Here is a 13759-nt window from a genome sequence, read left to right as displayed (position 1 = left end):
GCCAGCGGCGGCGTGCACCCGGCCTGTGGACGGGCCGGCCTCCGGGGTGCGGCCAACCGCCCCTGTGGACGCCGGTGCGCCCGTCCGCGCAACGCACTCGCCCTGCGAGCAGCTCGGAGCCGTCTCCGGAATCGTGTGCCCCGGGCGCCGGAGGCGGGGACACCACCCGCACGGATCCGCGCCGGCGCTGTGATACCGTCGCGCCCGCAGCCCTGCGCGGGTTCGACGGCCTCCGCCGAGCCGGTGCGCGGCTGACTTCGCGTGTCCGCGTCCGCTCCGCCATCGGCGGGGCGGGAACGTCCTTTTGGGGCGCCACGGCCGAGGTCCCGCATCGCTCCAGTGCAGCGGGTGGTCCGGCGCTGCGGACACCAGGCCCCATGCCCGGCCTCCGGGCAGCCGCGCCCCGCCCACGGGGATTGCGGTCAATGGGGAACAACCACCCATAACCGGGTGCCCCGGCCAAGGCCGCGGGCACCACCCGATTGCACGTCCTGCGGACGTGACTGAAAGGACCCCCATGGCGATTGTCACCATGCGCCAGCTGCTTGAGAACGGTGTGCATTTCGGCCACCAGACCCGCCGCTGGAACCCCAAGATGAAGCGATTCATCCTCACCGAGCGCAACGGTATCTACGTGATCGACTTGCAGCAGTCGATTGACGGTATCAACACCGCCTACGACTTCGTCAAGGAGACCGTCGCCCGCGGCGGCAACATCCTGTTCGTCGGCACCAAGACCCAGGCGCAGGCCGCCGTGGCCGAGCAGGCCCAGCGCGTAGGCATGCCCTACGTCAACCAGCGCTGGCTGGGCGGCATGCTCACCAACTTCGCCACTGTGCGTGGCCGCCTGGACCGCATGAAGGAACTCGAGCAGATCGACTTCGACGATGTGGCCGGCTCCGGCCGCACCAAGAAGGAACTGCTCATGATGCGCCGCGAGAAGGACAAGCTCGTCAAGACGCTCGGCGGCATCCGTGACATGGCCAAGCCGCCGGCCGCCATCTGGGTGGTGGACACCAAGAAGGAGCACCTGGCGATCTCCGAGGCGCAGAAGCTCGGTATCCCCGTGGTCGCCGTCCTGGACACCAATTGCGACCCCGACGAGGTCACCTACGCCGTCCCCGGTAACGACGACGCCATCCGCTCTGTTGCGCTGCTGACCCGCATCATTGCCGACGCCGCCGCCGAGGGCCTGGTGGCGCGCTCCGCCGGTCGCGCCCGCACCGGTGAGGAGGCGGAGGTCCCCGCAGCCGAAGCCGAGCCGTTGCCCGAATGGGAGGCGCAGCTGCTGGCCGGCGCCGATAACGCCGAGGCCGCCGCGAGTGAGGAGCCGGTCGCTGAGGCGGCCGCGCAGGCCGAGGTCGTCGCTGAGCCGACCGCCGAGGCCACTCAGAGTGACGCCTCTGCGGCTCCCTCGGATACGGAGCCTGCTCCCGCCGAGCAGGCCTGAGTCCGCAAGCCGCACGTTCACTCAAATCTCAGCAATTTCAGGAGATATCCATGCCCAACTACACCACCGCTGACATCAAGGCGCTGCGCGAGAAGACCGGCGCCGGCATGCTCGACGTCAAAAAGGCGCTCGACGAGGCGAACGGTGACGCCGAGAAGGCCATTGAGATCATCCGCGTCAAGGGCCTGAAGGGCATCGCCAAGCGCGAGGGCCGTTCCGCCTCCGCCGGCCTGATTGCCGCCAAGGTGGTCGACGTCGACGGCGCCCAGGTGGGCGTGCTCGTCGAGATCAACGCCGAGACCGACTTCGTGGCCAAGAACGAGAAGTTCCTCGACTTCGCCGAGCAGGTCCTCGTCGCTGCCATCGACTCCGGTGCCGAGACCGCCGAGGCCCTGGCGGAGGTCGCCGTTGACGGCACTACCGTCAAGGAGCTGACCGACTCCATGCAGGCCGTCATCGGCGAGAAGATCGTCGTGCGCCGCGTCGGCCGCCTGGCCGCCGACCACGTCGAGCTGTACCTGCACCGCACCAACCCGGACCTGCCCGCGCAGGTGGGTGTGCTGGTCGGCACCGACGCCGCGGCCGCCGAGGTCGCCCACGACGTCGCCATGCACGTGGCCGCCTACTCTCCGCTGTACCTGGACCGCGACTCCGTCCCGGCCGAGACGGTGGACAAGGAGCGTGCCATCGCCGAGGAGACCACCCGCGCCGAGGGCAAGCCCGAGAAGGCCATCCCGAAGATCGTCGAGGGCCGCATGAACGGCTTCTACAAGGAGAACTGCCTGGTGGACCAGGCCTACGCCAAGGACCCCAAGACCACGGTCGGCAAGGTCATCGCGGCCACCGGCGGCGAGCTGACCGGCTTCGTCCGCTTCCGCGTCGGCGCCTGAGCCATCGCGATCCAGCACCGGGGTCCCCGTGAGCGCATGCTCGCGGGGACCCCGCCTCATACCCGGAGTCGTACCCGGTCCGGCTCCGAGCCGTCGCGCGGCGGTGCTTAGGACACCAGGATCGCGACGAGCCGATTCCAGCTGGTGCCATGGGCCTCGAGGTACTCGTTCAGCCGGGCGTCGTCCTGCTCCAGGGCGGCCGCCGCCAGATGGCGTGCGGAGACGTCGGAGCCGACGGCTAGCGCCACCGCTCGCACCGAGGCCGCCTTGGCGCGGTCGTCGAACCCGACCGGCCGAGGCAGCAGCCCGCCCAGACCCCGTCGGGGCGCGTCGGCGGCCTCCTTTACCAGCTCCTCCCAGCTCAGCTGGTGGGGTTTGCCGACGAGCTCCTCCACCTCCGGGTTGGTGCGGAGCGCGGCGACGAACACGTCCAGGGCTTCGGCGTTGCGCGCTCCCCGTGCTTTCGCCACTGCGCGGGCGTCCTTGAGCACCATCTTGGCACTCTCATCCATTCCTGCCATGATCATTCCTCCGTTCCGGCGGGACTGTTAATGGTGATGCTGAGGTCTGTGAGGTCTGCGCCCTGGTTGGTCCGCACCGTGTAGCGGGAGGCGGACCAGCCCGCGAGGGCGAGGTGCAGCAGCGCCCACGAGGCCAGCGCGGCAGCCACCACTTGGGCGGCGAATACCGTGTACCCGGGCGCTAGGGCCGCCGTGCCCAGCCCGACGGCGAATGTAAGTGGCCCGCCCAGGGCGGCGAGGGCGCCGACGCCGCCGGTCAGTCGACTCGACACACCCCGTATGGACAGGAGCGCGGCGGCCACGGAGCACGCCGCGGCGCTCACGGGCCAGATGAACGCGCAACCGAGTGCGATGCCCACCGTCTGCTCCGAGACCCGGGCATGACCGCCACCGAGGACGGTCAGCAGACAGATCGCCCCCGCTTGCGACGCCGGTAGGAGGCAGCTCCACGCGCCCACTTCCAGGGCGCTGCGGCGAGTGCTGCTCGCCGCAGCGAACAGGGATAACGCGCTTCGGCCAGGGCACCGTCCAGCGCGCAGGAGGAGGCTGCGAATCCGCCCACGATCAGGAAGGCGAGCGGCCACCACTCCGGCAGCAGCCGACCGACCAGGTGGCCGACCGCATAGGCCGCCAGGGCCTCGAAGATGACGGTCCTCCCGGTGTGGCGGCGTTTCGCCTCCCACCACTGGTGGACGGCGAAGGCAGCCGCACCCTGGACGAAGTCGGGCATGCGCCCGCTTCTCGTACGGGCCGGGCGCATGAGCGCCAATGCCGCGGAGGCGTCCCGGCTGTCGGCCAAGTCCAGGATCGCCGCGATCTGGTAGGCGGGCGCCGCCCACACGGGAGTCAGCCGGGGAGCCAGGGCGATCACCGCCGCGTAGGTCAACGCGGCGGCTGCGGCAAGCAGCATGGTCGGCCACCAGCGGCCGGTCAGGACCGTGAAGACATCACCCAGCACCTTCAGCGCCCGCAACCCCTGTTCCGGCGCGCGGGAGGTCATGATCCACAGCACGGCGGCCGCCGGAGTCCACCACACCAGGGTCAGGAGCGGGCGCGTTTGCGGCCAGGCCCACGCCGCGCAGCCGCAGGCCAGCCGGGCACTGGTCATCCAGGCGCCGAGTGCAGTGAGCACCGCCCACAAGCGCAGGCGTGAATCGAGGCTCGCCCATTGCGTGGGCGCCATGCCGACGAGTATCGCGCTCAGGTACAGGCCACCGATTGCGGGAGCTGGCAGGCGGGCTAGAACGCCCGTGGTGAGCGATACTCGAATCAAGGCACCGGAGTCCACGATGCCGATGTCACCGGTGTTGAGGATGACGGGAGTTCGGGTCAGTGAATGAGAACCCCAGACCGTGAGGGCGCCGATCAGCAACACGCCAAGCACGTCTTGCAGAATCCCGTCGGGAATCGCCGGCGTGCGTGCTGACGGGGGTGCTGCCAGAATCCAAAGCAATCGGGCACTCACCAGCACCACGCCGATGCAGGCCAGCCGACCCGGCCAGTGGGCGAACAGCCCTCCCACCTTGTGCCGGAGACTGCGCAAGCGGGCCGCCAGCAGCATCGCGACCAGTCGCGAGGCATGCTGCTGGGTGCCGGGGCGCGCGGCGGTGGTCGCGGCGGTCATGGACTCGTCCCGTCGAACTCGGCCAGCCGGGGCCGGGAGGCCGAGCGGTGGCTGACGGCGGCGAAGGCGGCCTCAAAGGCGGTCTTCCCGTCGGACGTATCGCCGAGCCGCATGAACTGCGCGGGCGTCCCGGAGAACACGAGCCGACCATGGTCCAGGACGACCAGCTCATCGGCCACCCGTTCGGCGATGTCCAGTCGATGCGTCGACACCAGCACGCAGCGCCCCTGGTCGCGCAACTGCTCTACCAGGGACATGAGCATCTCCTGGCCGGCCGGGTCGAGGCCGTCGAAGGGGCTCGTCCAGGATCAGGACCCGCGCGCCCTGGCGCACCGCGCAGGCGAGCATCAGCCGCTTCTTCAAGCCCTTCGACAACTTGCTGGCCAGCACATCCGCGTGCTCATCCAGGCCCAGAGCCTTAAGGAACCGCTCCTCCTGCGTCCGACTGAAGCGGCCGAGGTCATAGACCGCTTCCACCAGCCGCAGATGCTCCCGCACGGTCAACAGCGGGTAGACCAGTGAGGAGTCCGGAACGTAGCCCACAGCGCGGTCGGCGAGCGTGCCGTCGCCCGGCAGCGCAATACGCGCACTCCCGCGGCTAATCGCCTCGTGTCCCATGAGGATCCGCATGAGGGTGGACTTGCCCGCCCCGTTGGGGCCGAGGAGGCAGGTGATGGCGCCGTAACGGGCATCCAGGGTGACCCCGTTAAGAACTGCGTGCCAGCCGTAGCTCTTGCCCAGTGCACGCACCTGGATCGCCTCGGCCCGACCGTCCTGGCGAGGCTCCCTCGTGGTCAGGTGTCGCCCTTCCTCCGGTGTCGACGCTGCGTTGAATCCGACCCAGGGCACGGCCAATCACCCCATGGATGTGAGAGTTGTCGGGCCTACTCTATCGTTGGCTGAGGCGCAAAACCATCCTGTGCGGGTAGGCTGTGCCGAGCGCCCACGCGCGAGCCGCCCGTACAACCATCCGACCCCGAGCCAGGAGGCACCACGCATGAGTGAGTCCCCGGAACGCGACGACCGCATCGCCCACGGCACACATCCCCGTCGGGTGCTGCTCAAGCTCTCCGGCGAGGTGTTCGGCGGCGGATCGGTGGGCCTGGACGCCGACGTCGTCGCCGACGCCGCCGGGCAGATCGCCACCGCCATCAAACAGGGAGTGCAGGTGGCGATCGTCGTCGGAGGAGGTAACTTCTTCCGCGGCGCCGAACTCTCCGCCCGCGGCATGGACCGCGGCCGCGCCGACTACATGGGCATGCTCGGAACCGTCATGAACGCGCTCGCCCTGCAGGACTTCATTGAGAAGGCCGGTGCGCCTGCCCGGGTGCAGTCCGCCATCACCATGACTCAGGTGGCCGAGCCCTACATCCCACTGCGGGCCATCCGCCACATGGAGAAGGGCCGCGCGGTCGTCTTCGGCGCCGGCGCCGGCATGCCCTACTTCTCCACCGACACCGTCGCCGCCCAGCGTGCCCTGGAGACTCACTGCGACGAACTGTTGGTGGGGAAGAATGGGGTCGACGGCGTGTACACCGCCGATCCGCGGCGCGACCCCACCGCCGTCAAACTCGACCGCCTGACCTACGGGCGCGCCCTGGCCGACGGACTGCAGGTCGCCGATGCCTCCGCCTTCGCCCTCAGCCGCGACAACGCCCTGACCATGCGCGTGTTCGGCATGGGGGAACCCGGCAACATCACCCGCGCCCTGTTGGGGGAGGAAATCGGCACTCTCGTCACCCTCGACTGATCTGCCGGGCACCGACGCCCGCGCCCCGACACGCTCACACACTTCACCAATCAGTACTGCAAACAACCAAAGGAACCACCATGATCGACGACGTCATGCTCGATGCCGAGGACAAGATGGATAAGGCACTCGACGCCGGCAAGCACGAACTCGCCGCCATTCGAACCGGCCGCGCCAACCCGTCCATGTTCAACGGGATCATGGTCGACTACTACGGCGCGCCCACACCCCTGCAGCAGCTCGCCTCCATCACCATTCCCGAAGCCCGGTCCGTGATCGTCAGCCCCTACGACCGCGGTGCCATGAAGGAGATCACCACCGCGATCCGCGAGTCCGACCTCGGCGTCAATCCCACCGACGACGGGACCGTCATTCGAGTCACTCTTCCCGCTTTAACCGAGGAGCGTCGCCGCGACTACGTCAAGCTCGCCCGTTCCCGCGCCGAGGAGTCCCGTGTGCAGGTGCGCGGCGTGCGCGCCAAGGCCAAGAAGGAGCTGGAGGCTATCAAGCGCGACGGCGAGGCCGGCGAGGACGACGTCAAGCGCGCCGAGAGCGAGCTGGACGCCCTCACAAAGCGGTACGTCGAGCAGATCGACTCCGCCCTGTCCGCCAAGGAGTCCGAGCTCCTCGAGGTCTGACTGCCCGCATCGCAACAACATCCTGGCTGTGATTCCGCTGTCCGCTCTGCTCGCCCCGCCCCCGACGCGCAATCACGCGCCTCTGCCCGCCACCGGCCGGGCCGGGCGCAACCTTCCGGCTGCCGTCGGGGTCGCCGTCGTGCTGGTTGGTGCCGTCCTGGCATCGCTGGTGTTCAACAAGACGGTTTTCGTCGGCGTGGTAGTCCTGGCCGTGTGCGGCGCCCTGTGGGAACTCGCCGGCGCCTTCGCCCGTAAGGGCATACGCCTGCCGCTGGCGCCCTTGTGGATCGGCACATTGGGGGTGGCGGTATGCGCCTGGAAGGCGGGAGCAGAGGCCGCACTGGGTGCCTATATCGCCACTGCCGGTGCCTGCGTGGTCTGGTGCTTCCTGGATCAGGCCGAGGCCGAATCCGGTACCGTCCTGGAGGAGGCCGGCCTGGACGTACTGCGCACCGAGGCTCACGATGCCGTGCGGCGCTCCCGCTCGGTGAACGCCTCCGCCTCCGTGTTCGCCGCCACTTACCTACCCTTCCTCGCCGGATTCGCGGTGCTGCTGGCCGCCCAACCCCACGGAGTGGGCAAGGTCCTGATGCTGATCGCCCTGCCCGCGGCCAACGACACCGGCGGCTGGCTGGCCGGTATCACCTTCGGCAAGCATCCCATGGCGCCCAGCGTCTCTCCGAAGAAGTCCTGGGAGGGCCTGGTCGGATCGCTTCTCGCCGCCGTCGGTGCCGGGGCGGCCTGCGTGTGGGCGCTGGACGGACCGCCTGCTGCCGGAGCGGTGCTGGGAGCCACGGTCGTCGTCATCTCCACTCTCGGCGACCTGGGCGAGTCCCTGCTCAAGCGCGACCTCGGACTGAAGGACATGGGCACCCTGCTTCCCGGTCACGGCGGTCTCATGGACCGACTCGACTCGATTCTGGTGGCGGCGCCAGTCGTCTACGTCTTCAGCCTCCTGGTCGGATGACAGTCGGGTGAGACACATGTACTCGACATTCCGCCGCCGGGCGCGAACTGTGACTGACACCGTGGCACCGGTGACGAGGCGCGAGTACTCTGCCGGATCGGTCGCACTCACACGCGGCCTCAGGCAATCGAGAGGACCACGGCCCCAGTGAGCAGCACACCAGACGCACTCCGTGCCCGCGGCCGACGCCCCGAGCCTCTTCGCCTGAGCGCGCCTCACCGTACCGATCGGCGAGGCGGCGTCCAGGTGCTGCCCACCGATCAGCCGCCGGAGGGCGCAACCAGCCCGGACGCCCGTCCCCGCCTGTCCTTCGCCGTCCCACCGGTTCGCGGCAAGGCCCCCCGGCACCTGGCCGACTTGGACCTGGCCGGCCGCAAACGGGCTCTGCGGGAGGTCGGTCTGCCCGCCTTCCGGGCCGACCAGCTCTCCCGTCACTACTTCACCCGCTTCACTCGCGAGGCCGCCGACATGACGGACCTGCCGGCCGCCCAGCGCCAGCAGCTGTGCGATGAACTACTGCCCGACCTCATCCAGGAGGTGCGTGCCCTGCGTGCCGACGGCGGCCGCACCATCAAGCACCTGTGGTCCCTCCATGACGGCGTGCGCGTGGAGTCCGTGCTCATGCGCTACCGGGACCGCACCACCCTGTGCGTCTCCTCACAAGCCGGCTGCGGCATGGCCTGCCCCTTCTGCGCCACCGGCCAGATGGGACTGACCCGCAACCTCACCACCGGTGAGATCGTGGAGCAGATCCGTCACGCGGCCGCACTGTCCGAGGCGGGCGGCCTGACCGGCGGCCCCGCACGGCTGTCAAACATCGTCTTCATGGGCATGGGCGAACCCATGGTCAACTACAAGAACGTGGTGGCCGCCCTGCATAGGATCATCGACCCCGCCCCGCAGGGCTTCGGGTTGTCGGCCCGCGGCGTAACCGTATCCACCGTCGGCCTGGTGCCACTGATCCGCAAACTCGCCGGCGAGGGCATGCCGGTGACCCTGGCCGTGTCGCTGCACGCACCCGACGACGAACTGCGCGACGCCCTCATCCCCGTCAACTCCAAATGGAAGGTAGGGCAGTTGCTGGATGCCGCACACGACTACTTCGAGGCCACCGGTCGGCGCGTGTCCATCGAGTACGCGTTGATCAAGGACATGAACGACCATGCCTGGCGTGCTCAGCTGCTGGCTGACGAGCTGAACCGCCGCGGTCATGGCTGGGCCCACGTCAATCCCATCCCTCTGAACCCGACCCCCGGCTCCATCTGGACCTGCTCCGAGCCGGAGGTGCAGGACCTCTTCGTCGACACGCTCCGCCGTGCCGGCATCACCACCACGGTGCGAGACACTCGTGGCAGCGACATCGACGGCGCCTGTGGCCAGTTGGCCACTGAGGTGCTCAGCCAAGAAAGGGAGGCGCACACCCGATGAGCGATATGTTCCCCAAGGTCGGCTTCCTCAAGCAGGGCTACCGGGTCTCGCAGGTGGACGGCTACTTCGAGACCGCCCGGGAGATATATGACGCCGGCGAACTTGCCGAGATGGACTCCGAGGGCGTGCGCACGGTCGCCTTCGACATCGTCCACGGCGGCTACCGGCCCGACGCCGTCGACGCCGCCTTGGATCGGCTCGAGGCCGCCTTCCTGCAGCGCCGCCGCGCCGAGTACGTTGCCGCTCACGGCCGCAAGGCCTGGATGGATCAGGTGGCGCAGTTGGCCACCACCCTGTATCCGCGGCTGCTGCGCCCTGTGGGCGAGCGCTTCGCCCCCGCCGCCCGGCAGGGCTATGACAAGGAGGCCGTCGACGCGCTCATGGACCGCATCGCCGCCTACTTCGACTCCGACGGTACCTTGACCTCCGCACAGGTGCGCGCCGCCGTCTTTCCCGCCGCCCGCGGCGACAAGGCCTATGACGAGGCCAGCGTCGACCGGTTCCTCGCCCGGGCGGTAGAGGTTCTGCTGTCGGTGGAGTGAGGTGTCAATGGTCGCTACTAATGAGGATGCAGGTGAGCACGCCGTAGTCCTGCTCGGCTCCACCGGCTCCATAGGCACCCAGGCGCTCGAAGTCATCGAGCATCTGGCCACCCGCCCAGACGGGCGGCCGACCCCGCGTGTAGTCGGCCTGGCCGCCGGCGGCGGCAACCTGGAACTGCTTGCGCAGCAGGCCGTCGCCCATGAGGTCCCTCGGCTGGCCGTCTCGAACAACGGCACCAACGTCGTGACCCGGCTGCGCACCGCCCTCGCCGCCGCCGCCGTCCGGGCCGGCAGATCCGACCCGGTGATGCAGATCCTCACCGGCCCCGCCGCCGCCGCCGAACTGATTCAGGCCACCGGGGTGGGGGAGGGGGATGTGGTCCTCAACGGCATTACCGGTTCGGTGGGCCTGACCCCCACCTTGGCCGCCCTGCGCTCAGGCGCCACCCTCGCCCTGGCCAACAAGGAGTCTCTTGTGGTCGGCGGAGCCCTGGTCAAGCGGGCGCTGCAACGCCCCGGGCAGGTAGTGCCGGTCGACTCCGAGCATTCGGCCATCGCCCAGGCGCTGCGCTCCGGTTTGCACGAGAAGGGGCTCACCAGTCCCGCCGTCACCGGCCGCAGCGAGGTGCGCCGCCTGATCCTGACCGCCTCCGGCGGGCCCTTCCGCGGCCGGTGCCGCGAGGACTTGGCCGCCGTCACCGCCGCCCAGGCCCTGGCTCACCCCACCTGGGAGATGGGTCCGGTGGTCACCGTCAACTCCTCGACCCTGGTGAACAAGGGCCTGGAACTGATCGAGGCGCACCTGCTGTTCGACGTCGACCCCGCCGACATCACCGTAGCCGTGCACCCCCAGTCGGTAGTGCATTCCATGGTTGAGTTCGTCGACGGCGCCACAATCGCCCAGGCATCCCCGCCGGACATGCGCCTGCCCATTGCCCTGGGGCTGACTTGGCCGCACCGCCCCGACCTGGCCGGCCTGGTGACCCCGCAGACCTGGGAGACTCCCACCGCCTGGACCTTCGAGCCGCTGGAGGCCGAAACCTTCCCGGCCGTGGACCTGGCCCGCGGTGCCGTGGCCGCCTCCGCGACCCATCCGGCGGTCTTCAACGCCGCCAATGAGCGGGCCGTCAGCGCCTTCCTGGACGGGCGCTTGCGCTGGCTGGACATTGTCGCCGTAGACGCCGCCGTGCTGGAGGCCCACACCGGGCAAGTCGCCCCCGAACTCGATGACCTTCTCGCCGCCGACGCCTGGGCGCGCGCCCGCGCCGACGAACTCATCGCCGCACGCATCCGCTGACCAGGAGACCCTCTTGATCCACATCCTTGCTTATATTCTGGGCATCGTCATCCTTATCGTGGGGGTCGGCATCTCGGTTGCCCTGCACGAGCTCGGCCATATGCTGCCCGCCAAGCACTTCGGTGTGAAGGTGCCCGAGTACTTCATCGGCTTCGGACCCAAGCTGTGGTCCACACGGCGTGGAGAGACCGAGTACGGAGTCAAGGCCATCTGGCTGGGCGGCTACGTGCGGCTGCTGGGCATGCTCCCGCCGGCCCGCGCCGACCACCCGGACAAACCCGGATCCATGATCGCCCAGGCTCGTGAGGAGTCCCTGGCTGAGCTTGGCACAAACGAGCAGGATCGCGCGTTCTACAGGCTCAGCATCCCGCGCAAGCTGGTGGTCATGGCCGGTGGCATCCTCACCAACCTGGCTCTGGGAATCATCTGCCTGACCGTCGCGCTCGGGGTGATCGGCCAGCCCGCGCGCACTGCGACTCTCGCCTCCGTCGCCGAATGTGTCTCATCCGACATTGATGCCGGTGCCGCCTGCACGGATGCCGACCCCGTCGCCCCGGGAGCCGCCGCCGGCCTGCGGACGGGCGATACGATCATCTCCTGGGCGGGAACTCCCACCACCACATGGGCAGACGTGCAAGCGGCGATCACCGCCGCCGGCGCGAAGCCGGCAGACGTCGTCGTCACTCGGGACGGGGAGGAACGGACTCTGACCGTCACCGCAGTGGAGGTTCCCCGCACCATCTACGATGACTCCGGAGACCCGGTCATCGGCTCTGACGGTGAAGTGGTGAAGCAACTGCGCCCGTACGTGGGCATCGGGCCGTCCTTCGGCACCGTCCGCACGCCGTTGAGTGATATCCCGCGGGTGGTGGGCAATGCCGTCGCCCAGACCCTGAAGGCGATCGTCACCCTGCCGGTCGGGCTGTACCACGCCGTGGCAGCCGGGCTGGGAGTGGAGGAGCGCAGCGCGGACGGTCTGGTCAGCCTGGTCGGGGTGGGGCGCATCGCGGGCGAGGTCACCAGCGCCGGAGCCGGCACGGGGGCGGGCCTGCCCTTTTCCGTGCGCCTGTTCTCCATGCTGAGTCTGCTCGGCTCCCTGAACCTGGCTCTGTTCGCCTTCAACCTCATTCCGCTGCTGCCCCTGGATGGAGGCCATGTGGCCGGCGCCTGCTGGGAGGGTCTGCGGCGGGGATGGGCGCGCCTGCGCGGGCTGCCCGATCCCGGCTATGCAGACACCGCGAGAATGCTGCCGGTGGGGCAGGTGGTCTTCTACCTGCTGGTCGCCATGGCCCTGATACTCATCTGGGCGGACATAGTCGCCCCCATATGAACCGCGGTGCCGGTCCTCGGCCGGCACCGTTGAGACCATTGAGACCGTGTAGGTCTTCCGGCCTGGGAGACAAATCGCATCCGATGTGATCCGGGCGCCGTCGCACCCGGGCACCGCCGGTGCCATACTGTAGGCGTGACAGAAGCGATCGCTCTTGGCATGCCGACCGTGCGCGAGGAGTCCCCGGTGCTGGCGCCGCGCAAACCCACCCGGAAGATCAGTGTCGGTGACGTCTCGGTGGGCGGTGACGCCCCGATCTCCGTGCAGTCGATGACTACCACCAAGACTCATGACATCGGCGCCACCCTGCAGCAGATCGCCGAACTGACCGCCGCGGGCTGCGACATCGTGCGGGTGGCCTGCCCCACGGATAAGGACGCCGCCGCCCTGCCGGTGATCGCCAAGCAGTCGCGCATCCCCGTGATAGCCGACATTCACTTCAACCCCAAGTACGTGTTCGCCGCCATTGAGGCCGGCTGCGGGGCCGTACGCGTCAATCCCGGCAATATTCGCAAGTTCGATGACAAGGTTGCCGATATCTGCAAGGCGGCCGCCGACCACGGCACGTCCCTGCGCATCGGTGTCAACGCCGGCTCCCTGGACCCCCGTCTGCTCAAGAAGTACGGCAGGGCCACCCCGGAGGCGCTGGTGGAGTCCGCCGTGTGGGAGGCGAGCCTGTTCGAGGAGTGCGGTTTCCGCGATTTCAAGATCTCCGTCAAGCACCACGACGTGGTCACTATGGTGCAGGCCTACCAGTTGCTCAGTGAGCGGGGCGATTGGCCGCTGCACCTGGGCGTGACCGAGGCCGGCCCCGCCTTTCAGGGCACCATCAAGTCCTGTGCCGCCTTCGGCACCCTCATGGCTCAGGGGATCGGCGACACCATTCGCGTGTCACTGTCCGCACCGCCCGTGGAGGAGGTCAAGGTGGGCACCAAGCTGCTGGAGTTCATGGGGCTGCGTGAGCGCAAGCTGGAGATCGTCTCCTGCCCGTCGTGCGGGCGCGCCCAGGTGGACGTGTGGTCGTTGGCCGAGTCGGTGGAGGAGGGACTCAAGGACGTGTCCGCCCCGTTGCGGGTGGCGGTGATGGGCTGCGTCGTCAACGGTCCCGGCGAGGCCCGGGAGGCGGACCTCGGCTGCGCCTCCGGCAACGGCAAGGGACAGATCTTCGTGCGCGGCAAGGTCATCAAGACTGTTCCCGAGGACCAGGTGGTTGACACGCTGCTGGAACAGGCTCAGATGATGGCGGAGCAGATGCGCGCCGAGCTGGGTGAGGAGGCCCTGGCCGGAACCTCTCCCAGCGTCGTAACCAGCGCTTGAGCCCT

15 protein-coding genes are annotated in these 13759 nt (G+C 68.9%); 10 read left to right on the top strand and 5 right to left on the bottom strand.

Annotated elements, in window-relative coordinates; all coding sequences use genetic code 11:
• Positions 1-517: 517 nt before the first annotated feature.
• Both rpsB and tsf read left to right on the top strand, forming a co-directional pair.
• Positions 518-1450: a 30S ribosomal protein S2 gene (gene rpsB, locus Q4A20_RS04510; RefSeq protein ID WP_303120771.1), complete on the top strand. Its 933-nt coding sequence runs from the start codon at positions 518-520 to the stop codon at positions 1448-1450.
• Positions 1451-1500: 50 nt separating this feature from the next.
• On the top strand, positions 1501-2340 hold the full coding sequence (gene tsf, locus Q4A20_RS04505) for a translation elongation factor Ts (RefSeq protein WP_303120769.1): 840 nt from the start codon (positions 1501-1503) through the stop codon (positions 2338-2340).
• A 107-nt stretch (positions 2341-2447) separates the two neighbouring features.
• On the opposite strand, the gene Q4A20_RS04500 is transcribed toward tsf, so the two are convergent.
• From Q4A20_RS04500 to Q4A20_RS04480, 5 genes are read right to left on the bottom strand one after another with little or no spacing between them, the layout of a single operon-like run.
• Positions 2448-2861: a hypothetical protein gene (locus Q4A20_RS04500; RefSeq protein WP_303120767.1), complete on the bottom strand. Its 414-nt coding sequence runs from the start codon at positions 2859-2861 to the stop codon at positions 2448-2450.
• Positions 2862-2863: 2 nt separating this feature from the next.
• Positions 2864-3220 carry a hypothetical protein gene (locus Q4A20_RS04495; RefSeq protein WP_303120765.1) on the bottom strand — a complete coding sequence of 119 codons (357 nt, stop codon included), beginning with the start codon at positions 3218-3220 and terminating at the stop codon, positions 2864-2866.
• Between the two features lie 41 nt (positions 3221-3261).
• Positions 3262-4485, bottom strand: a complete 1224-nt coding sequence (locus tag Q4A20_RS04490; protein WP_303120764.1) for a hypothetical protein — start codon at positions 4483-4485, stop codon at positions 3262-3264.
• A complete protein-coding gene (locus Q4A20_RS04485; RefSeq protein ID WP_303120762.1) occupies positions 4482-4703 on the bottom strand; it encodes a hypothetical protein in 222 nt (73 codons plus the stop codon). The genes Q4A20_RS04490 and Q4A20_RS04485 overlap by 4 nt, the downstream gene beginning before the upstream one ends.
• On the bottom strand, positions 4654-5334 hold the full coding sequence (locus Q4A20_RS04480) for an ATP-binding cassette domain-containing protein (RefSeq protein ID WP_303120760.1): 681 nt from the start codon (positions 5332-5334) through the stop codon (positions 4654-4656). The genes Q4A20_RS04485 and Q4A20_RS04480 overlap by 50 nt, the downstream gene beginning before the upstream one ends.
• A 148-nt stretch (positions 5335-5482) precedes the next feature.
• On the opposite strand from Q4A20_RS04480, the gene pyrH reads away from it, so the two are divergent.
• The 8 genes from pyrH to ispG all read left to right on the top strand — a co-directional run bounded on the left by pyrH (position 5483) and on the right by ispG (position 13754).
• Positions 5483-6235, top strand: coding sequence for a UMP kinase (pyrH, locus tag Q4A20_RS04475; RefSeq protein ID WP_303120758.1), 753 nt, complete (start codon positions 5483-5485; stop codon positions 6233-6235).
• An 80-nt stretch (positions 6236-6315) separates the two neighbouring features.
• Positions 6316-6873, top strand: a complete 558-nt coding sequence (gene frr, locus Q4A20_RS04470) for a ribosome recycling factor (RefSeq protein ID WP_303120756.1) — start codon at positions 6316-6318, stop codon at positions 6871-6873.
• 37 nt (positions 6874-6910) lie between these two features.
• Positions 6911-7840, top strand: a complete 930-nt coding sequence (locus tag Q4A20_RS04465) for a phosphatidate cytidylyltransferase (protein WP_303120816.1) — start codon at positions 6911-6913, stop codon at positions 7838-7840.
• A gap of 204 nt (positions 7841-8044) precedes the next feature.
• Positions 8045-9268 carry a 23S rRNA (adenine(2503)-C(2))-methyltransferase RlmN gene (rlmN, locus tag Q4A20_RS04460; RefSeq protein WP_303120814.1) on the top strand — a complete coding sequence of 408 codons (1224 nt, stop codon included), beginning with the start codon at positions 8045-8047 and terminating at the stop codon, positions 9266-9268.
• Positions 9265-9810 carry a DivIVA domain-containing protein gene (locus Q4A20_RS04455; protein ID WP_303120754.1) on the top strand — a complete coding sequence of 182 codons (546 nt, stop codon included), beginning with the start codon at positions 9265-9267 and terminating at the stop codon, positions 9808-9810. Before rlmN ends, Q4A20_RS04455 begins: the two co-directional genes overlap by 4 nt.
• 7 nt (positions 9811-9817) lie before the next feature.
• Entirely contained in the window at positions 9818-11107 is a 1290-nt protein-coding gene (gene dxr / locus Q4A20_RS04450; protein ID WP_303120753.1) for a 1-deoxy-D-xylulose-5-phosphate reductoisomerase, read from the top strand.
• A gap of 13 nt (positions 11108-11120) precedes the next feature.
• Positions 11121-12437, top strand: a complete 1317-nt coding sequence (locus Q4A20_RS04445; protein WP_303120752.1) for an RIP metalloprotease — start codon at positions 11121-11123, stop codon at positions 12435-12437.
• A gap of 135 nt (positions 12438-12572) precedes the next feature.
• Positions 12573-13754 (top strand): flavodoxin-dependent (E)-4-hydroxy-3-methylbut-2-enyl-diphosphate synthase, encoded by a 1182-nt coding sequence (gene ispG / locus Q4A20_RS04440; RefSeq protein WP_303120751.1) that lies wholly within the window; start codon positions 12573-12575, stop codon positions 13752-13754.
• Positions 13755-13759: the final 5 nt, after the last annotated feature.

The organism is Actinomyces sp., from assembly GCF_030530635.1.
GTDB lineage: Bacteria > Actinomycetota > Actinomycetes > Actinomycetales > Actinomycetaceae > Actinomyces.
Note: the sequence above shows the minus strand (reverse complement) of the source record. Positions and strands in the feature narration are given on the sequence as shown.

Bases quoted from the DNA above. Each gene is read 5' to 3' on its own strand.
- Q4A20_RS04490 (WP_303120764.1), bottom strand. From the start codon at position 4,485: ATGACCGCCGCGACCACCGCCGCGCGCCCCGGCACCCAGCAGCATGCC.
- rpsB (WP_303120771.1), top strand. From the start codon at position 518: ATGGCGATTGTCACCATGCGCCAGCTGCTTGAGAACGGTGTGCATTTC.
- tsf (WP_303120769.1), top strand. From the start codon at position 1,501: ATGCCCAACTACACCACCGCTGACATCAAGGCGCTGCGCGAGAAGACC.
- Q4A20_RS04500 (WP_303120767.1), bottom strand. From the start codon at position 2,861: ATGGCAGGAATGGATGAGAGTGCCAAGATGGTGCTCAAGGACGCCCGC.
- pyrH (WP_303120758.1), top strand. From the start codon at position 5,483: ATGAGTGAGTCCCCGGAACGCGACGACCGCATCGCCCACGGCACACAT.
- dxr (WP_303120753.1), top strand. From the start codon at position 9,818: ATGGTCGCTACTAATGAGGATGCAGGTGAGCACGCCGTAGTCCTGCTC.
- Q4A20_RS04455 (WP_303120754.1), top strand. From the start codon at position 9,265: ATGAGCGATATGTTCCCCAAGGTCGGCTTCCTCAAGCAGGGCTACCGG.
- frr (WP_303120756.1), top strand. From the start codon at position 6,316: ATGATCGACGACGTCATGCTCGATGCCGAGGACAAGATGGATAAGGCA.